Origin of the sequence: Pseudocitrobacter vendiensis (genome assembly GCF_943590815.1) — a bacterium.
GTDB classification, from domain to species: Bacteria; Pseudomonadota; Gammaproteobacteria; order Enterobacterales; family Enterobacteriaceae; genus Pseudocitrobacter; species Pseudocitrobacter vendiensis.
Genome location: NZ_CALSBS010000014.1, coordinates 1 through 20,644, shown reverse-complemented (window position 1 = coordinate 20,644; position 20,644 = coordinate 1). Strand labels below are relative to the sequence as shown.

Annotated in this window: 24 protein-coding genes; 6 read left to right on the top strand and 18 right to left on the bottom strand. The window is 53.0% G+C overall.

Translation table 11 applies throughout. The features are described from left to right. Positions 1-7 precede the first annotated feature (7 nt). Entirely contained in the window at positions 8-169 is a 162-nt protein-coding gene (locus tag NMC31_RS15085; RefSeq protein ID WP_253898357.1) for a protein YhaL, read from the bottom strand. A gap of 25 nt (positions 170-194) precedes the next feature. Further along, on the bottom strand, positions 195-896 hold the full coding sequence (locus tag NMC31_RS15080; RefSeq protein WP_253898356.1) for a pirin family protein: 702 nt from the start codon (positions 894-896) through the stop codon (positions 195-197). A 105-nt stretch (positions 897-1,001) separates the two neighbouring features. Between NMC31_RS15080 and NMC31_RS15075 the strand changes: the two genes are divergently transcribed. Next, the gene (locus NMC31_RS15075; RefSeq protein ID WP_149463942.1) at positions 1,002-1,898 is read left to right on the top strand and encodes a LysR family transcriptional regulator; all 897 of its coding nucleotides are present in this window, start codon (positions 1,002-1,004) and stop codon (positions 1,896-1,898) included. A 79-nt stretch (positions 1,899-1,977) separates the two neighbouring features. Here NMC31_RS15075 and NMC31_RS15070 read toward each other — a convergent pair whose 3' ends face one another. The 3 genes from NMC31_RS15070 to NMC31_RS15060 all read right to left on the bottom strand — a co-directional run bounded on the left by NMC31_RS15070 (position 1,978) and on the right by NMC31_RS15060 (position 3,916). Further along, entirely contained in the window at positions 1,978-2,343 is a 366-nt protein-coding gene (locus NMC31_RS15070; RefSeq protein WP_108475028.1) for a DUF805 domain-containing protein, read from the bottom strand. 127 nt (positions 2,344-2,470) lie between these two features. Further along, a complete protein-coding gene (locus NMC31_RS15065; RefSeq protein WP_253898355.1) occupies positions 2,471-3,457 on the bottom strand; it encodes a glutathione S-transferase family protein in 987 nt (328 codons plus the stop codon). Positions 3,458-3,523: 66 nt separating this feature from the next. Continuing rightward, the gene (locus NMC31_RS15060) at positions 3,524-3,916 is read right to left on the bottom strand and encodes a DoxX family protein (protein WP_015962910.1); all 393 of its coding nucleotides are present in this window, start codon (positions 3,914-3,916) and stop codon (positions 3,524-3,526) included. 273 nt (positions 3,917-4,189) lie between these two features. Here NMC31_RS15060 and NMC31_RS15055 point away from each other — a divergent pair, with 273 nt between their 5' ends. Further along, positions 4,190-5,158, top strand: a complete 969-nt coding sequence (locus NMC31_RS15055; protein ID WP_253898354.1) for an Rpn family recombination-promoting nuclease/putative transposase — start codon at positions 4,190-4,192, stop codon at positions 5,156-5,158. A gap of 39 nt (positions 5,159-5,197) precedes the next feature. Here NMC31_RS15055 and NMC31_RS15050 read toward each other — a convergent pair whose 3' ends face one another. The 8 genes from NMC31_RS15050 to exuT form a co-directional block, all read right to left on the bottom strand. Beyond that, positions 5,198-5,479 carry a YqjK-like family protein gene (locus NMC31_RS15050; RefSeq protein WP_015962912.1) on the bottom strand — a complete coding sequence of 94 codons (282 nt, stop codon included), beginning with the start codon at positions 5,477-5,479 and terminating at the stop codon, positions 5,198-5,200. Beyond that, positions 5,472-5,870, bottom strand: a complete 399-nt coding sequence (locus tag NMC31_RS15045) for a phage holin family protein (RefSeq protein WP_015962913.1) — start codon at positions 5,868-5,870, stop codon at positions 5,472-5,474. The genes NMC31_RS15050 and NMC31_RS15045 overlap by 8 nt, the downstream gene beginning before the upstream one ends. Positions 5,871-5,872: 2 nt before the next feature. Continuing rightward, positions 5,873-6,178: an ElaB/YgaM/YqjD family protein gene (locus tag NMC31_RS15040; RefSeq protein WP_015962914.1), complete on the bottom strand. Its 306-nt coding sequence runs from the start codon at positions 6,176-6,178 to the stop codon at positions 5,873-5,875. Between the two features lie 29 nt (positions 6,179-6,207). Next, positions 6,208-6,576 carry a DUF1090 domain-containing protein gene (locus NMC31_RS15035; RefSeq protein WP_149463940.1) on the bottom strand — a complete coding sequence of 123 codons (369 nt, stop codon included), beginning with the start codon at positions 6,574-6,576 and terminating at the stop codon, positions 6,208-6,210. Between the two features lie 135 nt (positions 6,577-6,711). Continuing rightward, a complete protein-coding gene (mzrA, locus tag NMC31_RS15030; RefSeq protein ID WP_253898353.1) occupies positions 6,712-7,095 on the bottom strand; it encodes an EnvZ/OmpR regulon moderator MzrA in 384 nt (127 codons plus the stop codon). Beyond that, complete coding sequence (gene yqjA, locus NMC31_RS15025) at positions 7,095-7,760, bottom strand: DedA family general envelope maintenance protein YqjA (RefSeq protein WP_108475034.1); 666 nt, start codon at positions 7,758-7,760, stop codon at positions 7,095-7,097. Before yqjA ends, mzrA begins: the two co-directional genes overlap by 1 nt. 316 nt (positions 7,761-8,076) lie before the next feature. Beyond that, positions 8,077-8,853, bottom strand: coding sequence for a transcriptional regulator ExuR (exuR, locus tag NMC31_RS15020; RefSeq protein WP_253898352.1), 777 nt, complete (start codon positions 8,851-8,853; stop codon positions 8,077-8,079). A gap of 125 nt (positions 8,854-8,978) precedes the next feature. Further along, positions 8,979-10,274 (bottom strand): hexuronate transporter ExuT, encoded by a 1,296-nt coding sequence (exuT, locus tag NMC31_RS15015; RefSeq protein ID WP_149463938.1) that lies wholly within the window; start codon positions 10,272-10,274, stop codon positions 8,979-8,981. Positions 10,275-10,734: 460 nt separating this feature from the next. Between exuT and uxaC the strand changes: the two genes are divergently transcribed. From uxaC to NMC31_RS15000, 3 genes are all read left to right on the top strand, one after another. Next, positions 10,735-12,147, top strand: a complete 1,413-nt coding sequence (uxaC, locus tag NMC31_RS15010) for a glucuronate isomerase (protein WP_253898351.1) — start codon at positions 10,735-10,737, stop codon at positions 12,145-12,147. 14 nt (positions 12,148-12,161) lie between these two features. Further along, on the top strand, positions 12,162-13,649 hold the full coding sequence (locus NMC31_RS15005) for a UxaA family hydrolase (protein WP_253898350.1): 1,488 nt from the start codon (positions 12,162-12,164) through the stop codon (positions 13,647-13,649). Between the two features lie 82 nt (positions 13,650-13,731). Further along, the gene (locus NMC31_RS15000) at positions 13,732-14,283 is read left to right on the top strand and encodes a YgjV family protein (protein ID WP_149463935.1); all 552 of its coding nucleotides are present in this window, start codon (positions 13,732-13,734) and stop codon (positions 14,281-14,283) included. An 18-nt stretch (positions 14,284-14,301) separates the two neighbouring features. Here NMC31_RS15000 and sstT read toward each other — a convergent pair whose 3' ends face one another. The 5 genes from sstT to NMC31_RS14975 all read right to left on the bottom strand — a co-directional run bounded on the left by sstT (position 14,302) and on the right by NMC31_RS14975 (position 19,393). Continuing rightward, the gene (gene sstT, locus NMC31_RS14995) at positions 14,302-15,546 is read right to left on the bottom strand and encodes a serine/threonine transporter SstT (RefSeq protein ID WP_253898349.1); all 1,245 of its coding nucleotides are present in this window, start codon (positions 15,544-15,546) and stop codon (positions 14,302-14,304) included. 235 nt (positions 15,547-15,781) lie between these two features. Further along, the gene (locus NMC31_RS14990; RefSeq protein ID WP_253898348.1) at positions 15,782-16,750 is read right to left on the bottom strand and encodes a TerC family protein; all 969 of its coding nucleotides are present in this window, start codon (positions 16,748-16,750) and stop codon (positions 15,782-15,784) included. 286 nt (positions 16,751-17,036) lie between these two features. After that, complete coding sequence (locus NMC31_RS14985; RefSeq protein ID WP_253898347.1) at positions 17,037-18,035, bottom strand: Gfo/Idh/MocA family protein; 999 nt, start codon at positions 18,033-18,035, stop codon at positions 17,037-17,039. An 81-nt stretch (positions 18,036-18,116) separates the two neighbouring features. After that, on the bottom strand, positions 18,117-18,809 hold the full coding sequence (locus NMC31_RS14980) for a SanA/YdcF family protein (protein WP_253898346.1): 693 nt from the start codon (positions 18,807-18,809) through the stop codon (positions 18,117-18,119). A gap of 92 nt (positions 18,810-18,901) precedes the next feature. After that, positions 18,902-19,393: a M48 family metallopeptidase gene (locus NMC31_RS14975; protein ID WP_253898345.1), complete on the bottom strand. Its 492-nt coding sequence runs from the start codon at positions 19,391-19,393 to the stop codon at positions 18,902-18,904. 83 nt (positions 19,394-19,476) lie between these two features. Here NMC31_RS14975 and rlmG point away from each other — a divergent pair, with 83 nt between their 5' ends. After that, positions 19,477-20,613 carry a 23S rRNA (guanine(1835)-N(2))-methyltransferase RlmG gene (rlmG, locus tag NMC31_RS14970; RefSeq protein ID WP_253898344.1) on the top strand — a complete coding sequence of 379 codons (1,137 nt, stop codon included), beginning with the start codon at positions 19,477-19,479 and terminating at the stop codon, positions 20,611-20,613. The last annotated feature ends 31 nt before the right edge of the window (positions 20,614-20,644 follow it).

Genomic DNA, 20,644 nt, shown 5'->3' with positions numbered 1-20,644 from the left:
GATTTTTTTACGCCACTTCCTCTTCCGACTGGCGGTTTTGGGCATCAGCGACAATCGCTTCGAGTTCGCCTAACATCTCTTCATAACCGAAACTTACCGGCGCTGAAATGACGGACTTGGGTTTTACCTGCTTTTTCGCCTGCGGCTTCTTATGGCTTTTTTTACTCATCTGCTCACTCTTTTCATCCTGAAAATCATACAGGTAAATCTATCAGTAAAGCGCGCAGCGGCGTATCGGCAACCAGCGTTATGTTATCTTCGTCACGAATAAATGCGCCATCACCGCAGGTGAGCGCCCCTTTTTCCATCGCCAGCGTTTCGGCATGCACGGTACCGTGAATCGATTGCAGATAAGCGCGCGGGCCGTTGAGGTGGAAACTGGCTTTTTCGCCTTTTTTTAAGTCGATATGGTGGATCCACACCTTCTGACGCAGTTGCAGACTGCCGTCTGCGCCGTCCGGTGAAGCGAGCAGTTGTCGTGATGCATCTGCAATGTCCACTTTCTGAACCAGCGGGTTTTCGCGTTCCGGGCAGGCGTCAAGCCAGAGTTGCATCCGGGTGAGCGGCGTATCTTTACTGACGTTATGTTCGCTGTAGCTGATGCCCGGCTGGGTCGAAATCAGCAGCGCTTCGCCTGCTTTCGCCTGGACATGATGGCCTTCGCTGTTGCGGTACTCCGCTTCCCCTTCGAGGATGATATTAAGGATATCCACTTTCGGGTAAGTTCGCGGCTGGAAGGAGGCCCCTGGTGCCAGCACTTCCTGGTTCAGGACACGCAAAGAGGCGTATCCCAGCAGTTTCGGGTCAAAGTAGTGTCCAAAGGAGAAAGTGTAGCGAGCCTGGAGCCAGCCGAAGTCCGCCTGTCCACACTGTTTGGCTGTTCGGGTAGTAATCATAGTTTTTGACCTCTCTTTACACTAAATCAATGGTAAAGGTATGGACGCTGCATTGTTAGCCAGATATTCTGCCCGGTATATTCAAATTTCCTGAATGATAAAACGATGGCTAAAGAGAGAGCATTAACGCTGGAAGCCCTGCGGGTGATGGATGCAATCGACCGTCGCGGCAGCTTTGCCGCTGCGGCTGATGAGCTGGGACGCGTTCCGTCTGCATTAAGCTACACCATGCAAAAACTGGAAGAAGAACTGGACGTTGTGCTGTTCGACCGCTCGGGTCATCGAACAAAATTCACCAATGTCGGGCGGATGCTTCTGGAACGCGGGCGCGTGCTGCTGGAAGCGGCGGATAAGCTGACGACCGATGCCGAAGCACTGGCGCGCGGTTGGGAAACGCATCTGACGATTGTCACCGAAGCGCTTATTCCAACGCCTACGCTCTACCCGCTGATTGAGAAGCTGGCGTTGAAAGCTAACACCCAGTTGTCGATTATCACCGAAGTGCTGGCCGGTGCGTGGGAACGTCTGGAGCAAGGGCGTGCGGATATCGTGATTGCGCCGGATATGCATTTCCGCTCGTCGTCGGAAATTAACTCCCGCAAACTCTATTCGGTGATGAACGTGTACGTCGCCGCGCCAGATCACCCGATTCATCAGGAGCCGGAACCGCTCTCTGAAGTGACGCGCGTGAAATACCGCGGTGTGGCGGTGGCAGATACGGCGCGTGAACGCCCGGTGCTGACGGTGCAGTTGCTGGATAAACAGCCACGTCTTACCGTAACCTCAATGGAAGATAAGCGCCAGGCTCTGCTGGCCGGATTAGGCGTGGCGACCATGCCGTATCCGCTGGTGGAAAAAGATATCGCCGAGGGGCGTTTGCGGGTAGTGAGCCCGGAATACACCAACGAAGTGGAAATTATCATGGCGTGGCGTCGCGACAGCATGGGCGAAGCGAAGTCGTGGTGTCTGCGGGAAATTCAGAAGCTGCTGGCGGTTAAGTAGTCATTATGTTCAGCGCCTTATCCGGCCTACAGGACTTGCGTAGGCCGGATAAGCGAAGCGCCATCCGGCAATAAATGCGCTACGAATTCAACTTCGGATCCGCCCCAAAGCGGTTCTCGCCCGGCGTACCCGACTGGCAGTTGAAGATAATAATCACCAGCCAGCCGATAATCGGGATGATCAGCAGCAACAGCCACCAGGCTGAGCGGTCGGTATCATGCAGACGGCGGAACTGGACGGCCCACCAGGGCAGGAAAATCAGCACACCATAAATTGTTGTCAGAATGCCTTCACCGCTGGCGCGTTGCCAGCCCAGCATCTTATCGAGAATACCCAGCACCAGCGTAAAGATGACGTTGACCAGAATAAACATCCAGTACTCTTTACGGCGCGCGCGGCCCCCAAAACCGATGTAATTTCGTAGAACTTTGAGATACCAATCCATTTTCTGCCTCAGCTAATCGTTAATCACTTGTTTTCTAAGCGATCAAATTAAGAATAGCTGTGAATGAAACGGTGGTAAATATTTACGTAACCAATTAATAGGGCATCCCGAAGGATGCCCTGTGTCATTAACGGAAGCGCTCATCACGCCCGTGCGGCTCGTCGAGATCCTGCCACGGCCCGATGGAAATGATTCCTGTAGGGTTAATCGTTTTATGGCTGCGGAAATAGTGATTGCGGATGTGATCGAAATTCACCGTTTCGGCAATGCCCGGCATCTGATAGATATCGCGCATAAAGCCGTGCAGATTCAGGTAATCGCTGATGCGGTGTTTGTCGCACTTAAAGTGCGTTACATAAACCGGATCAAAGCGAATCAATGTGGTCCACAGGCGAATATCAGCCTCAGTGAGTTGGTTGCCCGTCAGATAACGATGCTGACCGAGGATCTGCTCAAGGCGTTCCAGTGAGGTGAAGACTTTCTCGACTGCGTCGCTGTAGGCTTCCTGGCTGGTGGCAAAGCCGGCTTTGTAGACGCCGTTATTTACGGTGTCGTAGATCCAGCCGTTCAGTTCATCAATTTGCTCGCGCAGGGCGACAGGGTAGTAATCGCCCGCTTTTGCACCCAGACCGTCGAAGGCCGTATTGAACATGCGAATGATTTCGGCAGATTCGTTACTGACGATGGTATGGTTTTTCTTATCCCACAGTACCGGCACAGTAACGCGCCCGGTATAGTGTGGATCGGCATGCAGATAGAGTTGATACAGGAATTCATGCTGATACAGCGTATCGCCGGTCGCAGCCGGGAAGCTGTCATCAAAGGTCCAGCCATTTTCAAGCATCAGCGGGTTAACCACGGAAACGGAAATAAACGGCTCCAGGCCTTTCAGTTTACGCAGAATCAGCGTGCGGTGTGCCCACGGACAGGCGAGCGAGACGTACAGGTGATAGCGATCTTTCTCAGCGGCAAAACCGCCGACGCCCGTTGGGCCTGCTTCGCCATCCGCAGTGAGCCAGTTACGGAATGCCGAGACTGAACGTTGAAATTTACCCCCGGTGGATTTGGTGTCGTACCAGGTGTCATGCCAGACGCCGTCAATCAGTTGTCCCATTTTTTTCTCTCCTTCAGATGGCAAAAGCGAGGAGATGTCTCCTCGCTTTGATTCAGTATAGTGCGATTACCATTTTTTATTCAGCACGCGGTCGATGCTGAATGCGCCCGGGCCAGTGATAGCCAGCAGCAGGAAACCGCCCGCGATGGTGAGGTTTTTCATGAACATCAGCGAGTTTACACCTTCCGCGAAGTTGCTGTGGAACAGGAACGCGGTCAGGATGGTGAAGCCCGCAGTAAACAGTGCGGTGGTACGGGTCAGGAAACCAAACAGCACTGCCAGACCGCCGCCAAACTCAAGCAGGATAACCAGCGGCAGCATAAAGCCAGGGACGCCCATTGCTTCCATATATTGTTGGGTACCCGCATAACCGGTGATTTTGCCCCAACCTGCGGTAATAAACAGGATTGGCATCAGAATGCGCGCTACCAGTACACCAACATCTTCTAATTTTTTCATCTTATAACTCCAGGAAACCCATCGGGCGAACAATGTTATTTATTGTGCAAATACACGTTGATGCTGTGTGCCTGCTGTCGATGGAAAGAAGAATACCTGCGGCCTGGATCAATTGTTAGCAAGGAAAACTGTCGAATTGCTTCAAAAATTCTGAGTAATGCAATGCAAGATGAATATTTTTGTCGAGGCTGCTCGGGAAGAGGGGAATTGGCTGCTGACGGCAAGGGTTATCGGCAGGATACTCGGCACAGGACACTTATTGGACAGGATGTCATGACTGAAACAACGACCCCAACACCGCATGATGCTGTTTTTAAAACGTTCATGACCCACCCGGAAACCGCTCGCGACTTTCTGACGATTCATCTCCCCGCCCCTTTACGTGCGCAGTGCGACCTGTCGACGCTGCAGCTGGAATCGAGCAGTTTTATCGATGAGGAGCTGAAGGAAACACACTCCGATGTGCTGTGGTCCGTGGATACCGTGCAGGGAAAAGGTTATGTCTATGCGCTGGTTGAGCATCAAAGCACGGCCCAGAAGAACATGACCTTTCGCCTGATGTACTATGCCTTTTCCGCGATGCATCGCCATCTCAAAAACGTCGATAACCAGTTGCCTTTGGTTATTCCGATTCTGTTTTATCATGGCGAACGCAGCCCTTATCCCTATTCCATGCGCTGGTGGGAAGCGTTTAGTCATCCGGCACTGGCGAAACAGGTCTATTTCGAGGCGCTGCCGCTGGTGGATATCACGGTGCTGTCAGACGATGAGATCGCCACGCATCGGCGAATGGCGGTGCTGGAATTTCTACAAAAGCATATTCGCCGCCGCGATCTTCTTGAGCTCACCGATGCGCTGGCAAGGCTTTTAGCGCCAGGTTACACTACCCAAAGCCAGTTCGATGCGATGATGAGCTATATCGCGCAGGCCGGCCATTCCGCCAGTCTGTTCGTCTTTTTTCGCCGGCTGGCGCGTAAGGTACCTCAACACAAGGAGACGTTGATGACGATTGCGGAGTGGATGGAAAAAGAGCGGGAAAAAGGGATCGATTTTGGCCGTCGGTTAGGGATGAACAAAGGGCGTCGCGAAGGTTTTAGTAAAGGGCTCGATAAGGGTTTTGATAGGGGCGAACGCACTGCCAAACGCCAAATCGCCCAGGCACTATTAGCCACCGGCATCGACGTGGCGATTATCGCCAAAACCACCGGCCTGGCTGTTGCCGAGATAGAAGCGCTCGCCTAAAAACAAGGCCCGGCATGGTATACCGGGCCCTGTGTCAGATTAACGCAGCGTATTTTTCACCAGCCGCCAGGCGCTCCAGACGCTGAATCCGCGTCGTGCCCAGCGCACCAGCCTGTTCGGCTGACGTAAACCCCAGACGGCGAACACACCGCTCCCCGCCAGCGCCCAGGTCCGCAGGCTGAGCAGCATCGCCCATTTACGGTCATAGACGTGGGTGAGTTCCAGCCAGTCGCGTCGGCCCGCACTTAAGTCCAGCCGCTGTTGCTGAATCTGGCTCAGCAAATACGCCTTACGCGCCTCACGCTCCTTTCGGTTACTCACGATCGTCCTCCAGCAGCGCCCGGTCGTTGGCCAGTTCGTGACGTGTGTGACGCAGCAGGGTTGAGCGTCGCACTTTACGTAACGTCCAAAGGCCGCCGATTAACGCCAGCACCAGTAAGGTGACGGTGGTACCAATCATCACGTTCAGCCGATATTGTGGATCGACTGCCCAGATAATCAGGACCAGCAGGCTCATCAGACCGAAAGCGGCAAACAGCAGGGTTAAGCCAACCAGCAGTAATAGCTGGAAGATGTTGGCTTTCTCTTCTTCCAGCTCCACCACCGCAAGGCGCACCCGCGTCTCAACCATCTGCACCAGTACGGTTACCAGACGTTGGCCGATGCCGAGGATGTTTTTCCCCGGGCCTTGTGTGTGTTGATAATCCGCCATTATTAGCGACGCGTCAGCAGTACGCCCAGCACCAGACCCACCGCCGCGCCAATTCCTACACCGGTCCAGGGATTTTCACGTACATAGCCATCGGCACGCGCCGCGGCTTCGCGGGTTTGTTTGGCCAGTGCATCGCTGGTTTCGCCCAGACGATGGCGGCTCTCTTTCAGTGCGCTTTCCGCTTTGCTGCGCAGCTTACTTATCTCTTCTTTAGACTTATCAGAGGAGCTATTCAGTACTTCTTCCAGGGTGTCAGCCAGTGATTTCAGTTCCGCGCGCAGATTATCTGCATTGGTATCTTTAGACATGATGCTCTCCTGTTTGAATGTCCATGTGCTTAGTACTGGCGAGACTCCAGTTCTTTAAGCTCGTGCTGAGATTCCGCGAGTTTACGCTCGCGCTTGCTAATTTTATCCGCATCGCCTTTTTGCTTTGCTTCCTGCAGGTCACGCTGACGTTCAGCGATCTCTTCTTTCTGCTCGGCAATTTTTTCCTGATGGTCGGCGCGTAGCTTACTGTCGGAACAGTGTGCTTTGACCTCACTTAACGCTTTTTTCAGGCCATTTATACGGTTTTGATTGTTATGCTTTTCGGCATAGCTTATCTCACGCTGGATGTCCTGTTCTTTCTCCTGACAGAGCGTGGTCGCGCTAGCGCCAGCAGTAAGGGACAGAAGAGCGATGGTCAGTGCGATGCGGTATTTCATGTAAGAAACCTTCCATTGTGTTAAGTACATCAGGAATGTACGGGTTCCAGTAATGTGGGGTGATAGGTTACGCCCACTTACTTAAGCATAGTTAGAAAAAAGGGAAATCACCAAAGCCAGTGATTAGATACAGAATTATCCAAAGCGATGCGGCGTGTCGCGCAATAGCGAAAGCCAGGTGGAGGCATCGCGATCGTCATCTTGTTGGGCGATGATGTACTCATGCGGCAGCGTGCTGTCGAGCACCTTTTTGGCTGCGGCGCTTTGCGCGCTGGACTCAAATTTAATCAGCAGCGCGTCGTTTTGCGGCGTAATGCTCTTGAACTGAATACCGTTAGCATCCAGATGATGCCAGATGGAGAAGCCATCCGGCATGCTGACGCCCTGATTGAGTGGGCGAATCGCCAGCGTGGATTCTTTCTGCTGTAACGTCGCGCAGAGCCAGAGAATGGCGCAAAACAGCAATAATGCGCCAAGGCTCAGGGTAAATCGACGTAGCGTGACCTGTTTCAGCTCCATTATGAGCTCCGGTTGCCGTATTTTTTCTTCCACAGAACAACCAGCGACCCTACCAGGCCAATTATCAACAACGCTACCGGCAACAGCATCAGACAGGACATCAACGCATCTTCATACTTCAGGAATACCGGCGTTTTGCCAAGCAGGTACCCCAGCGAAGTCAGGATAAGCACCCACAGCAGGCCACTCATCCAGTTAAAGAACTGGAAGCGCGCATTGCTCAGCCCGGATATCCCGGCGATGGTTGGCAGAAGGGTACGTACGAAAGCGATGAAACGGCCAATCAGCAACGCAGAGAGCCCATGTTTATGGAACAGATGATGCGCGCGTTGGTGATAGTGGGCCGGAAGATGCGAAAGCCAGTTCTGCACAATGCGCGTATTCCCCAGCCATCGCCCCTGAATATAACTGAGCCAGCAGCCCAGACTTGCGGCGGTGGTAAGCAAAAGAATGGTTTGTGGGAAACCCAGCGCGCCTTTGGCAATCAGAACGCCAATCAGCACCAGCAGGCTATCGCCTGGCAAGAAGGCGGCAGGTAACAGCCCGTTCTCAAGGAACAGGATCATAAACAAGACGAAGTAGAGCATGCCAATCATGGACGGATTCGACAGGGTTTCGAAATCCTGGCTCCATAACGCATTTAATAACTGGGATAATAGTTCCATTCACGATTCCTGGTACAACGATTAACGTAACGCCTGAACGCACTGCGACATTGTTTATATTTTAATCGGTCGCGGTAAACACATCCTTGTTAATGGCGAAGTAAGCAATTGCTAACTCACAGAACGACAAAATGCATCTAATTGTAACAAACGCCTGAGTTTTACGTCACAGATTTTGCAGTTTGTTGAGGTTTGATTTTGCGTGTTGTGTGGGGGAGAGGCGAGGGTATTTACAAAGGCTGACACTATATATGTTTTGCTTACCCACATTAAACGTCAGGCCAGTCCGAAGACTGGCCTGATAAGGGATAGACGATTATTTAGTGCCGTTGGCGGCCGTGTCGAGATGCACAACCGGGTTTTCAGCGAAAAGGTAGCGATCGGCATTAAATTCGAAGTCATCGCTGGTTTCGTTGAACAACATCAGCTTGGTGTTTTCCAGATGCTGCCACATCGCCAGTTTGGCAGCATGTGGGTCTTTGCGGATCAACGCTTTCAGGATTTGGTCATGGTCATCGCACCAGTTATCGACCGTACGCGCATCAATATGTTCATGCAGTTTTTTCCAGTACGGGTTATGGCTACGCTGGGTCCACATTTTCTCGACGATGGCGGCAAGGGCGGTATTCTGCGTGGCCATCGCGACCTGAATGTGGAATTGCAAATCCCATTCGGAGTCGCGGAAACACTTCTCGTTGCGCGCTTTGTCCTGGATCTCCATCAGCTTCATGATGTCCTGCTTGGTCACCTGGGTAGCGGCAAATTCGGCGATATTACTTTCAATGAGCTGACGGGCCTGGAGCAGCTCGAACGGGCCGTAATTGGCGAATTCCATGGATTCGTCAGGCGCCTGCTGATGGCGTGGCGTATTGGAAATAACATGGATGCCGGAGCCTTTGCGCACTTCAACGTAGCCTTCGACTTCCAGCATGATAATGGCTTCACGAACCACTGTACGGCTCACGCATTTTTCGTCAGCAATAAAGCGCTCGGCAGGCAGTTTGTCGCCCACGAGATAAACGCCTTGCTCAATGCGCTCTTTCAGCTCAGCGGCAAGTTGCTGATATAAACGACGTGCGTCAGTGATTTCCATATTCTCTCCAGGCAGGGTACGGCAGATTAGATTTGTTATACCACTTTTACGAGGATCTAACCATAACGCCGCATGAAAAAGCCGCCATAATCGGCGGCTTTTGCTACAGGTTTAACACTCTCAAACTAGCTTTGCGTGGCCGGTTGGTGCGTTTCTTGCTCAACCTCTTCAGCCGGTTTGTTTTTCAATACCGTCCAGATGACCAATGCACCCAGCAGGTCGAAGATGGCCAATACCGCGAACAGCGGGCTGAAGCCGATGGTATCTGCCAGCGCACCGACCACCAGGGCGAACAGAGTACTTGCCAGCCAGGCGGACATCCCGGTCAAGCCGTTAGCCGTGGCCACTTCGTTACGACCGAATACGTCAGAAGAGAGCGTAATCAGCGCGCCAGACAGTGCCTGGTGAGCAAAGCCACCGATGCACAGCAGGCCGATTGCAACATACGGGCTGGTGAACAGACCAATCATACCTGGGCCAATCATCAGCAGGGCGCCCAGGGTGACAACCATTTTACGGGAAACAATCAGGTTCACGCCAAACCAGCGCTGGAACAGCGGCGGCAGGTAACCCCCCACGATACAACCCAGGTCAGCAAACAGCATTGGCATCCAGGCGAACATGGCGATTTCTTTCAGGTTAAAGCCATACACTTTAAACATGAACAGCGGGATCCAGGCATTGAAAGTACCCCAGGCAGGCTCTGCCAGGAAACGTGGCAGGGCGATACCCCAGAACTGACGGTTACGCAGAATCTGACCCACGGACATTTTCTTCGCCGTACCGACCTGGTGCTGGGCTTCCTGGCCGTTAATGATGTAGTCGCGTTCTTCGTCGGTCAGTTTTTTCTGGTCACGCGGGTGTTTGTAGAAGATAAGCCATGCCATCGCCCAGGCGAAGCTCAGCACACCGGAGATAATAAATGCCATCTGCCAGCTGTGCATGACGATTGCCCATACCACCAACGGAGGCGCAATCATCGCACCGATTGAAGAACCGACGTTGAAGTAACCGACCGCGATAGAGCGCTCTTTCGCCGGGAACCATTCGGAGCTCGCTTTCAGGCCAGCCGGGATCATCGCAGCTTCTGCCGCACCGACCGCACCTCGCGCCAGCGCCAGCCCACCCCAGCTACCTGCTAATGCGGTTGCGCCGCAGAAGACAGCCCAGGCAACGGCGAAGAAGGCGTAACCAATTTTGGTGCCCAAAATATCCAGCACATAACCGGCAACAGGCTGCATTACCGTATAGGCCGCGGAGTAAGCGGCAATGATATAGGAGTATTGCTGTGTAGAAATGTGCAGCTCTTCCATCAGGGTTGGAGCAGCGGCTGCAACGGTATTACGCGTCAGGTAACCCAGCACGGTGCCCAGCGTCACCAGTGCGATCATGTACCAACGTAATCCTTTAATTTTACGCATGTAAACCTCATCGTGTCGTTATTCCGCATCTTCATACGGTCTTCATCCAGTACTACGGGAGGATGTCTCAATCGAGGGGCTTACCGGGAGAACCCGGTACGACCCGAACCTTGCCTTCGTACTTGTGCTTAATTCGGTATCCGTACCGTTAAGTCAGGTGTATCTTTCACCAACAATGCATTCCGTCGGCTTATGTTTGACGGGGTGCACAATAACTTGTCATACAACTTTAAAAGGTGAATGCTGTCACAAAAGAGGTATTTTACGTGTGGGTATAGGTGGTAGGGCTTGAAGTCAGTCATGGCGCGGCTTTGGTCGCTTTTTTTAGTTTTTTAATGTCATTTTTTGTCAATTTTTATTGATCTAACTCACGAAAAAATCTTCGGCTTGACGAAATTGGTGTGATAACTTTGTCGGCATTACAGATAAACATCTGACCACTCGTGAGAGGAAGACGATAATGACCCCGTTTATGACTGAAGATTTTCTGTTAGATACCGAATTTGCCCGCCGTCTGTACCACGACTACGCAAAAGATCAGCCGATTTTTGACTATCATTGCCATCTCCCGCCGCAGCAGATTGCTGAAAACTACCGTTTCAACAACCTGTATGACATCTGGCTCAAAGGCGATCACTATAAGTGGCGCGCCATGCGTACCAACGGTGTCGCTGAGCGTCTGTGTACCGGTGATGCGTCTGACCGTGAAAAGTTTGATGCGTGGGCGGCGACCGTGCCACACACCATTGGCAACCCGTTATACCACTGGACGCACCTTGAACTGCGCCGTCCGTTTGGCATCACCGGCAAACTGCTTTCGCCGTCTACCGCGGACGAAATCTGGAATGAATGCAACGAACTGCTGGCGCAGGACACGTTCTCCGCACGTGGCATCATGCAGCAGATGAACGTGAAAATGGTCGGCACCACCGATGACCCGATCGACTCGCTGGAACATCATGCGACCGTTGCCCAGGACAGCACTTTCTCCATCAAAGTCCTGCCGAGCTGGCGTCCGGATAAAGCGTTCAACATTGAGCAGTCCACCTTCAACGACTACATGGCGAAACTGGGTGAAGTGTCTGACATCGATATCCGTCGTTTCACCGACCTGCAAACCGCGCTGACCAAACGTCTGGACCACTTCGCCGCGCACGGCTGTAAAGTGTCTGACCACGCGCTGGATGTGGTCATGTTCGCCGAAGCGAGTGAAGCCGAGCTGGATAGCATCCTGGCGCGTCGTCTGGCGGGTGAAACCCTGAACGAGCATGAAGTCGCCCAGTTCAAAACGGCGGTACTGGTCTTCCTCGGCGCAGAATACGCCCGTCGCGAATGGGTACAGCAGTATCACATTGGTGCGCTGCGTAATAACAACCTGCGTCAGTTCAAACTGCTGGGCGCGGACGTCGGTTTCGACTCCATCAATGACCGTCCGATGGCGGAAGAGCTCTCTAAACTGCTGAGCAAACAGAACGAACAGAATCTGCTGCCGAAAACCATCCTGTACTGTCTGAACCCGCGCGACAACGAAGTGCTGGGCACCATGATCGGTAACTTCCAGGGCGAAGGGATGCCGGGCAAAATGCAGTTCGGTTCCGGCTGGTGGTTCAACGATCAGAAAGACGGCATGGAACGTCAGATGACTCAGCTCGCACAGTTGGGCCTGCTGAGCCGTTTCGTTGGCATGCTGACCGATAGCCGCAGCTTCCTGTCGTATACCCGTCACGAATACTTCCGTCGCATCCTGTGCCAGATGATTGGCCGCTGGGTGGCTGCGGGCGAAGCGCCGGCGGATATCAACCTGCTGGGCGAGATGGTGAAAAACATTTGCTTTAACAATGCGCGTGACTACTTCGCCATTGAACTGAACTAAGGTCCGGGGTTGATATGCAATACATCAAGATCCATGCGCTGGATAACGTTGCGGTAGCATTAGCGGATTTGGCTGAAGGCACGGAAGTTTCGGTCGACAACCAGACGGTAACGCTCCGTCAGGCGGTAGCGCGTGGGCATAAATTCACGTTGTGCCCTATCGCCAAAGGTGAAAACGTCATTAAGTATGGTTTACCGATTGGCCATGCGCTGGTAGATATTGCGGCAGGTGAACATATTCACTCGCACAATACGCGTACCAATCTGAGCGATCTGGATACGTATAGCTATCAACCCGATTTCCAGCCTGAAGCGGCGCAACCGGCAGATCGCGATATCAACATTTATCGTCGCGCTAACGGTGACGTTGGGGTGCGTAACGAAATCTGGATCCTGCCTACTGTGGGCTGTGTTAACGGCATCGCGCGTCAGATCCAGACTCGCTTCCTGAAAGAGACCAATGACGCCGAAGGTACCGATGGCGTGCATCTCTTCAGTCACACCTACGGCTGCTCTCAACTGGGCGACGACCATATTAATACCCGCACCATGCTGCAAAACATGGTGCGTCACCCTAACGCGGGCGCGGTGCTGGTGATTGGTCTTGGCTGTGAAAACAACCAGGTTGATGCCTTCCGCGAAACGCTGGGTGACTTTGATGCCGACCGCGTTCACTTTATGATTTGCCAACACCAGGACGATGAAGTGGAAGCGGGGATTGAGCATCTCCATCAGCTGTACAACGTGATGCGTAATGATAAGCGCGTACCAGGCAAGCTGAGCGAGCTGAAGTTTGGCCTCGAGTGCGGCGGTTCCGACGGCCTCTCCGGGATCACCGCCAACCCAATGCTGGGTCGCTTCTCCGACTACGTGATTGCCAACGGCGGCACTACCGTGCTGACCGAAGTGCCGGAAATGTTTGGCGCGGAACAGCTCCTGATGAGCCACTGCCGTGACGAAGCTACGTTTGAAAAACTGGTGACGATGGTCAATGACTTCAAGCAGTACTTCATTGCCCATGACCAGCCTATCTACGAGAATCCATCACCGGGTAACAAAGCCGGTGGCATCACCACGCTGGAAGATAAATCGCTGGGCTGCACGCAAAAAGCGGGTTCCAGCAAAGTGGTGGACGTACTGCGCTACGGCGAACGTCTGAAAACGCCTGGCCTGAACCTGCTGAGCGCGCCGGGTAACGACGCGGTTGCGACCAGTGCACTGGCGGGAGCGGGCTGTCATATGGTGCTGTTCAGCACCGGTCGCGGCACGCCGTACGGCGGTTTTGTGCCGACGGTGAAAATTGCCACCAACAGTGAACTGGCGGCAAAGAAAAAACACTGGATCGACTTCGACGCGGGTCAGCTGATTCATGGCAAAGCGATGCCGCAGTTGCTGAACGAGTTTGTTGATGTGATTGTTGATTTTGCCAACGGCAAAGAGACCTGCAACGAACGCAATGATTTCCGCGAGCTGGCGATCTTTAAGAGCGGTGTCACATTGTAATAAAAATGTGATCTGATACGATAAAACGGCGTTTCACTTCCTGAAACGCCGTTTTTTTATGGTGTTCAACAAGGACCTCTCCATGACTGCGTATTGGCTCGCCCAGGGCGTAGGTGTACTCGCGTTTATAATCGGTATCACCACCTTCATCAACCGCGATGAACGGCGCTTCAAGTTTCAGCTCTCCCTCTACAGTGCGACGATTGGCGTGCATTTCTTTCTGATGGGAGCCATCCCGGCAGGGATGAGCGCCGAACTCAACGTTATCCGTACCATCATCTCGGTGTATACCCGACGCATCTGGGTGATGTTTGTGTTTATCGCCCTGACGTTGATCCTCGGGTTAAGCAAGCTACACCACGCCATGGAACTGTTACCGATTGCCGGTACGGTGGCCAGTACGTGGGCATTGTTTCGCTGCAAAGGGTTGTCGGTACGCTGCGTAATGTGGTGCTCAACGGCCTGCTGGGTTATCCATAACTTCTGGCTTGGCTCAATTGGCGGCACGATGATTGAAGGAAGTTTTCTGGTAATGAACGGACTGAATATTATCCGTTTCTGGCGCATGCAGCGTCGTGGAATAGACCCGTTCAATGTTGAGAAGAAAACACAGGAAGAAAGCCCCTCCGCCTGACGGCGAAGGGGGAAAAAATTAACTACGCAGCGCGTTTTTAGCCAGACGCTCGTCTTCTGCGATGCAGGCCGCAGCCGTAAACAAGACGTCGGTAGAGGAGTTCAGCGCCGTTTCACAGGAGTCCTGCAGCACGCCGATGATGAAGCCGACGGCGACCACCTGCATGGCGATATCGTTGGGAATACCGAACATATTACAGGCCAGCGGAATGAGCAGCAGTGAACCGCCCGCCACGCCGGATGCCCCACAGGCGCACAATGAGGCGACGACGCTCAGCAGCAGCGCCGTGGGCAAATCAACCGGAATACCCAGCGTGCTGACCGCCGCCAGAGTGAGTACCGTGATAGTGATTGCCGCGCCGGCCATATTGATGGTGGCTCCCAGCGGAATAGAAACAGAATAGGTGTCTTTATCCAGATTCAGTTTTTCACACAGCGCCATATTAACCGGAATGTTGGCCGCAGAACTGCGGGTAAAGAACGCATAGACACCGCTTTCACGCAGGCACATTAGTACCAACGGGAAAGGGTTACGGCGGATTTTCCACCACACCAGCAGCGGGTTAATGACCAGAGCGACCAGCAACATGCAGCCTACCAGAACCAGCAACAACTGCGCATATCCCCAAAGCGTTTCGAAGCCGGTCGTCGCCAGGGTGGACGCCACCAGGCCAAAGATACCGATTGGCGCAAAGCTAATCACCAGCTTCACCATAAATGTCACAGCATTTGAGAAATCATTGACCAGGTTTTTGGTGGATTCATTACCATGGCGAAGCGCGAAACCCAGTCCCACAGCCCACACCAGAATACCGATATAGTTAGCGTTAAGCAGCGCGTGAATAGGGTTAGCGACTACGCTCATCAGCAAACCCCGCATCACTTCAACGATGCCTGAAGGCGGCACGATATCAGTGGCTGAACTTGAGAGATGCAGCGTTGAGGGGAAGAGGAAACTGAAGACGACAGCGGTAAGCGCCGCGCTGAATGTGCCTAACAGATAAAGGAATAATATTGGGCGAATACTGGTTTTTTGACCCTGCTGATGGTTGGCGATAGAGGCCATGACCAGCATAAGTACCAGCACCGGGGCGACCGCTTTCAGCGCACCGACGAACAGCGTACCCAGAAGGCCAACGGCGATAGCCGCGGGTTTAGAAACCCATGCCAGCAAAATACCGAGAACCAACCCGACGAGAATTTTTTTTACCAGACTACCCTGAGTGAACCTGCGGAGTAATCCGCTTGTTGGTTGCGTTGTCATTTCTGTTTCCTTGAGCGTGTTGTGGCTGCCATTCTGACGTACTCTGGAGGTACTCTTTGTCAGAATGTAACAAATGTTTGCACAGTCGAGTATAAAGAAACGGCGGCCGGGGGGAAGTGCAAAATACTGGTTTTTTATCGCGGATCTTATTTTTTAACTATCTATAAACAATATTTTGACATTGATAGAAAACTCAAGGGGACAACCCCGGTGAAAAATTCACCGGGGCCACCTCTTATTTTGTCTCCAGCTTTTTATCGTTCTGGTGGTTGACCCAGGCATTGATCAACAGCGTCAGTACCAGAATACCGCCTACGACCCCAAGGGAAATCGCGATCGGGATATGGTAGAAATCGACAATCAGCATCTTGATACCGATAAACACCAGGATCACCGCCAGGCCATATTTAAGCATCGAGAAGCGCTCTGCCACGCCCGCCAGCAGGAAGTACATTGCGCGCAGGCCGAGAATAGCGAACAGGTTAGAGGTCAGTACGATAAACGGATCGGTAGTGACCGCGAAGATCGCCGGAATGCTGTCGACGGCGAAAATAATGTCGCTGAACTCGACAAGAATCAGCACCAGCAACAGCGGCGTGGCGTAGACAACGCCTTTTTGACGCACAAAGAAGTGCTCGCTCTCTATCTTATCGGTCATGCGCAGATGACCGCGCAGCCAGCGCACCAGCGGTTTATCGCCGATGCCGCTCTCATCTTCTTTCGCCAGCGCCATTTTGATGCCGGTGAACAGCAGGAATGCGCCGAACACATACAGCAGCCATTCAAACTGGGTGATGAGCCAGCTTCCGGCGAAGATCATAACCGTACGCAGCACGATCGCGCCCAGCACACCGTAAACCAGTACGCGTCGTTGCAGCGCAGGTGGTACGGAGAAGTAGCTGAACAGCATCAACCAGACGAAGACGTTATCGACGGCCAGCGATTTCTCAATCAGATAACCGGTAAGGAAGGCGAGCGCTTGTGGATCGGCCACCGCGCGACCCTGTGTCTCAGCCAGATACCACCAGAAGGCAGCGTTGAACAACAACGAGAGCGTGACCCAGACGATAGACCAGGCCGCAGCCTGTTTCATGGTCATGGCGTTAGCGCCGCGTCGGCCCTGCAACATCAGGTCGATGGCTAACATGATCACGACGACGACAGCGAATCCGCCCCACAGCAACGGTGTGCCGACACTATTCATAGATATTTTCCTTACGCATAAAAAAACGGCTAATGTCGGAAGACGTCAGCCGCTGCTTTTTTATGCATAGACCTCGCCTTCCGGCAAGGTCTCACTTACAACAAAAAGTATGCACTTCAAACGGTTGCCCGAAGGTGCATACGTTTTATTGCCCGGCGACCGGATATGGTTTTTCACATATCGTAATGACGATCCACCGGCAAGGAAGTTACTCCCCTTTGCAGGTTACAAAATATTACAGGCCATCGACGACGTCAATGACCTGTAACATCCGTTTTACATAGCTTTACGCTGGTACCTGCTCACTGATGTCATCAGCAGGGAAGGTGACGCCAGTCTGGCGGCGAATCTCCGTTTGCAGTTTCGCTGTTGTACGGCTGACAGCAAGCCCCGGATGATTCACTTCATTGGTTTCGACCAGACGGGCAAAGACCTCTGCTTCATACAGCATAGTATTAATATGCTGAGGCTGAGTGAGATCCTGCGCTTTGCCGCCGCGCGGCACGAAGGTGACTTTCTGGCATTCGGAAATCTTCTCAATGACCAGCGAACCCTCTTCGCCCTGGATTTCGCTTGGCAGCACCGAGTCACTCACTTTTGAGTGCTGAAGGGTAACGCTGAAATCGCCATAATCGAGCACCACCAGACCGTGCGCATCTACGCCGCTTTCCAGCAGGCTCGCGGATGCCTGCACGCCGTGCGGCTCGCCCCACAGCGCGACCGCTGAGGCCAGGCAATAAAAACCGATATCCATAATCGAACCGTTAGAGAACGCCGGATTAAAGGTATTTGGGTTTTCACCGTCGAGATAACGCTGGTAGCGGGACGAGTACTGGCAGTAGTTGATGAGCGCTTTACGCACCTTACCCACTTTGCTTAACGACTGCTGCAAAAGCAGGAAATTTGGCAGGCTGGCAGTTTTAAACGCTTCAAATAGCACCACCTGATTTTCGCGCGCGGTTTCAATCGCGGCTTCCACTTCGCGCAGGTTTGACGCCAGCGGCTTCTCACAAATCACGTGCTTTTTATGGCCTAAGAAAAGCTGCGTTTGCGGGAAATGGAATGAATTTGGGCTGGCGATATACACCGCATCAATGGCATCACTTTGCGCCATCGCTTCAAGCGAAGTAAAGAGATGCTCGACGGGGTAATCGTTGGCGAAGGTTTGGGCCTGCTCAAGGCTGCGGGAGTAGATAGCGGTGAGCTTATATTTGCCGGTCTCGTGGGCGGCATCGACAAACTGTTTGGTTATCCAGTTTGTACCAATGACTGCGAAACGTATCATAGACGCTGACGTGCTCCATAAAAGGGGATCTTCCTTCAATGTAGCACGCGGGCGTGACAAATTGAGTGCGCGGTAACGCACTTATTTCGTGGCGGGGCAACCATGCTCGCTGTTTGGGCCAATCACCACCGTGGGGCCGAGATATTTGGGTTGCCTGTGAAGGATTTGGGCATCAATCAGTGCGCTGACGCGGGCGAGTTTTTCCCGCAGGCGTGTGTACGTTCCACGCTTATTCTCCAGGTCTGGCGCGTTAAAGCCTATAGCATCGATGCCATATTGCTTTGCCAGCCAGATGGCGCGCTGATTATGAAATTCCTGCGAGATAATCGTAATGTTATTTTCGCCAAAGACTTTATTGGCACGCACGACCGAGTCGAGGGTAGAGAAACCGGCGTAGTCACAGAAGATAGCGCTGGCGGGCACCCCTTTGGCAATCAGCGCCTGCTGCATGCCGGAAGATTCATCGTAATTTTTACGGCCATTATCGCCGCTCACCAGCAGCCATTTCACTTTTCCGGCATGAAATAATGCCGCTGCCGCGTTAATCCGCCGGGCGAAGTAATTGTTGCCCGGTTTGGCGCCTAACAGCAGGCCGACATTGCGCGTGGGTATTGCATCGACGTCATTCCATGTCAGTTGCTGGCTTGCTTTGACTATCTCCCGGTTGGCGAAAAAAATCATAGCAATAGCCGCAAAAAGCAGAAAACAGACGAACCTGAACATGCGTCGAGAAAAAAGAAGGCGACGGAGAAAACGGGCTAATACGCGAAGCATTGATCGTTATCCTTAACGAAAGCGGGGGAACGTCGATTGTAGACGTTAGTGGATAAATTCATAACGATCGACAATCGAATTCAGATTTTGTCTTAACCCAATGACATTTGTGTCAGCCACAGCCGGGTATCAAACTCCAGCTGGTGGTACTGCGGTTCCATATGACAGCACAACTGATAAAACGCTTTGTCGTGCACTTTCTCTTTCAGGTGCGCTAATTCATGCACCACAATCATGCGCAGAAACGGCTCTGGCGCATGGCGAAAAACGGTGGCGACGCGAATTTCTGCTTTGGCTTTCAGCTTTCCGCCCTGAACGCGCGAAACGGCGGTATGAAGCCCTAACGCATTTTTCAGAACATGGATTTTGTTGTCGTACATCACCTTGTTAATTGGCGGCGCATTACGCAGAAACTGACTTTTCAGATCCTGCGTGTACTGCCAGAGGGCTTTATCCGTCGCAAAATCATGCGTTCCCGGGTAGCGTTTCTCCAGTACCTCACCTAAACGCTGTTCGGCGATAAGCGTGCGCACTTGTGCCAGCAGGTGTTCTGGGTAGCCCTGGAGATAAGTTAGTTGCGTCATCACAGCCCCAAATCGGATTAAAAAGTGTATACTCACGCACCCTTTTCAGGGATAACGCCAAATTTTACCATTCTGGAGGGCCGATGAGCCACATAGACAACGGTTTCCGTTCACTGAACCTGAAACGTTTCCCGGAGACGGACGACGTCAACCCGCTACAGGCGTGGGAAGCGGCGGATGAGTATCTGCTGCAGCAGTTGGACGACACCGAAATCAACGGCCCGGTCCTGATCTTCAATGACAGCTTCGGTGCACTGAGCTGCGCGCTGGCGGAGCATAAGCCCTACAGCATTGGTGACTCTTACGTCAGCGAGCTCGGCACGCGCGAAAACCTGCGCCATAACGACATTGAAGAATCCAGCGTCAGATTCCTCGACAGCACTGCTGAATATCCGTCTGCGCCTGCCGTCGTGCTGATTAAAATCCCAAAAACGCTGGCGCTGCTTGAGCAGCAACTGCGCGCACTGCGCGAGGTGGTTACGCCGCAAACGCGTATTATCGGCGGTGCGAAAGCGCGTGATATTCACAACTCCACGCTGGCGCTGTTCGAGAAAATCCTCGGCACGACTACCACCACGCTTGCGTGGAAGAAAGCGCGTCTGATCAACTGCACTTTCACTAAACCGGTGCTGGCAGACGAATCGCAGATCCTGAGCTGGCCGCTGGAAGGCACCTCGTGGACCATTCATAACCACGCGAACGTCTTCTCTCGCACCGGGCTGGATATTGGCGCGCGCTTCTTTATGGAACATCTGCCGGGAAACCTGGAAGGTGAGATTGTTGATCTCGGCTGCGGTAACGGCGTGATTGGCCTGACGTTGCTGGAGAAAAATCCAGAAGCAACGGTAGTGTTTGTGGATGAATCACCGATGGCGGTGGCCTCCAGCCGCTTTAATGTTGAAAGCAACCTGCCGGACGCCATCGATCGTTGTGAATTTATGATCAACAACGCGCTTTCCGGCGTCGAACCGTTCCGCTTCAACGCGGTACTGTGCAACCCGCCGTTCCATCAGCAGCATGCGCTGACTGATAACGTGGCATGGGAGATGTTCCACCACGCGCGTCGTTGCCTGAAAATTAACGGCGAGCTGTATATTGTGGCTAACCGTCACCTCGACTACTTCCATAAGCTGAAGAAGATTTTCGGCAACTGCACCACTATCGCCACCAACAGCAAGTTTGTGGTGCTGAAAGCGGTGAAACTGGGGCGTCGCCGTTAAGGCGAATCCCTCACGCCGGCCCTCTCCCACT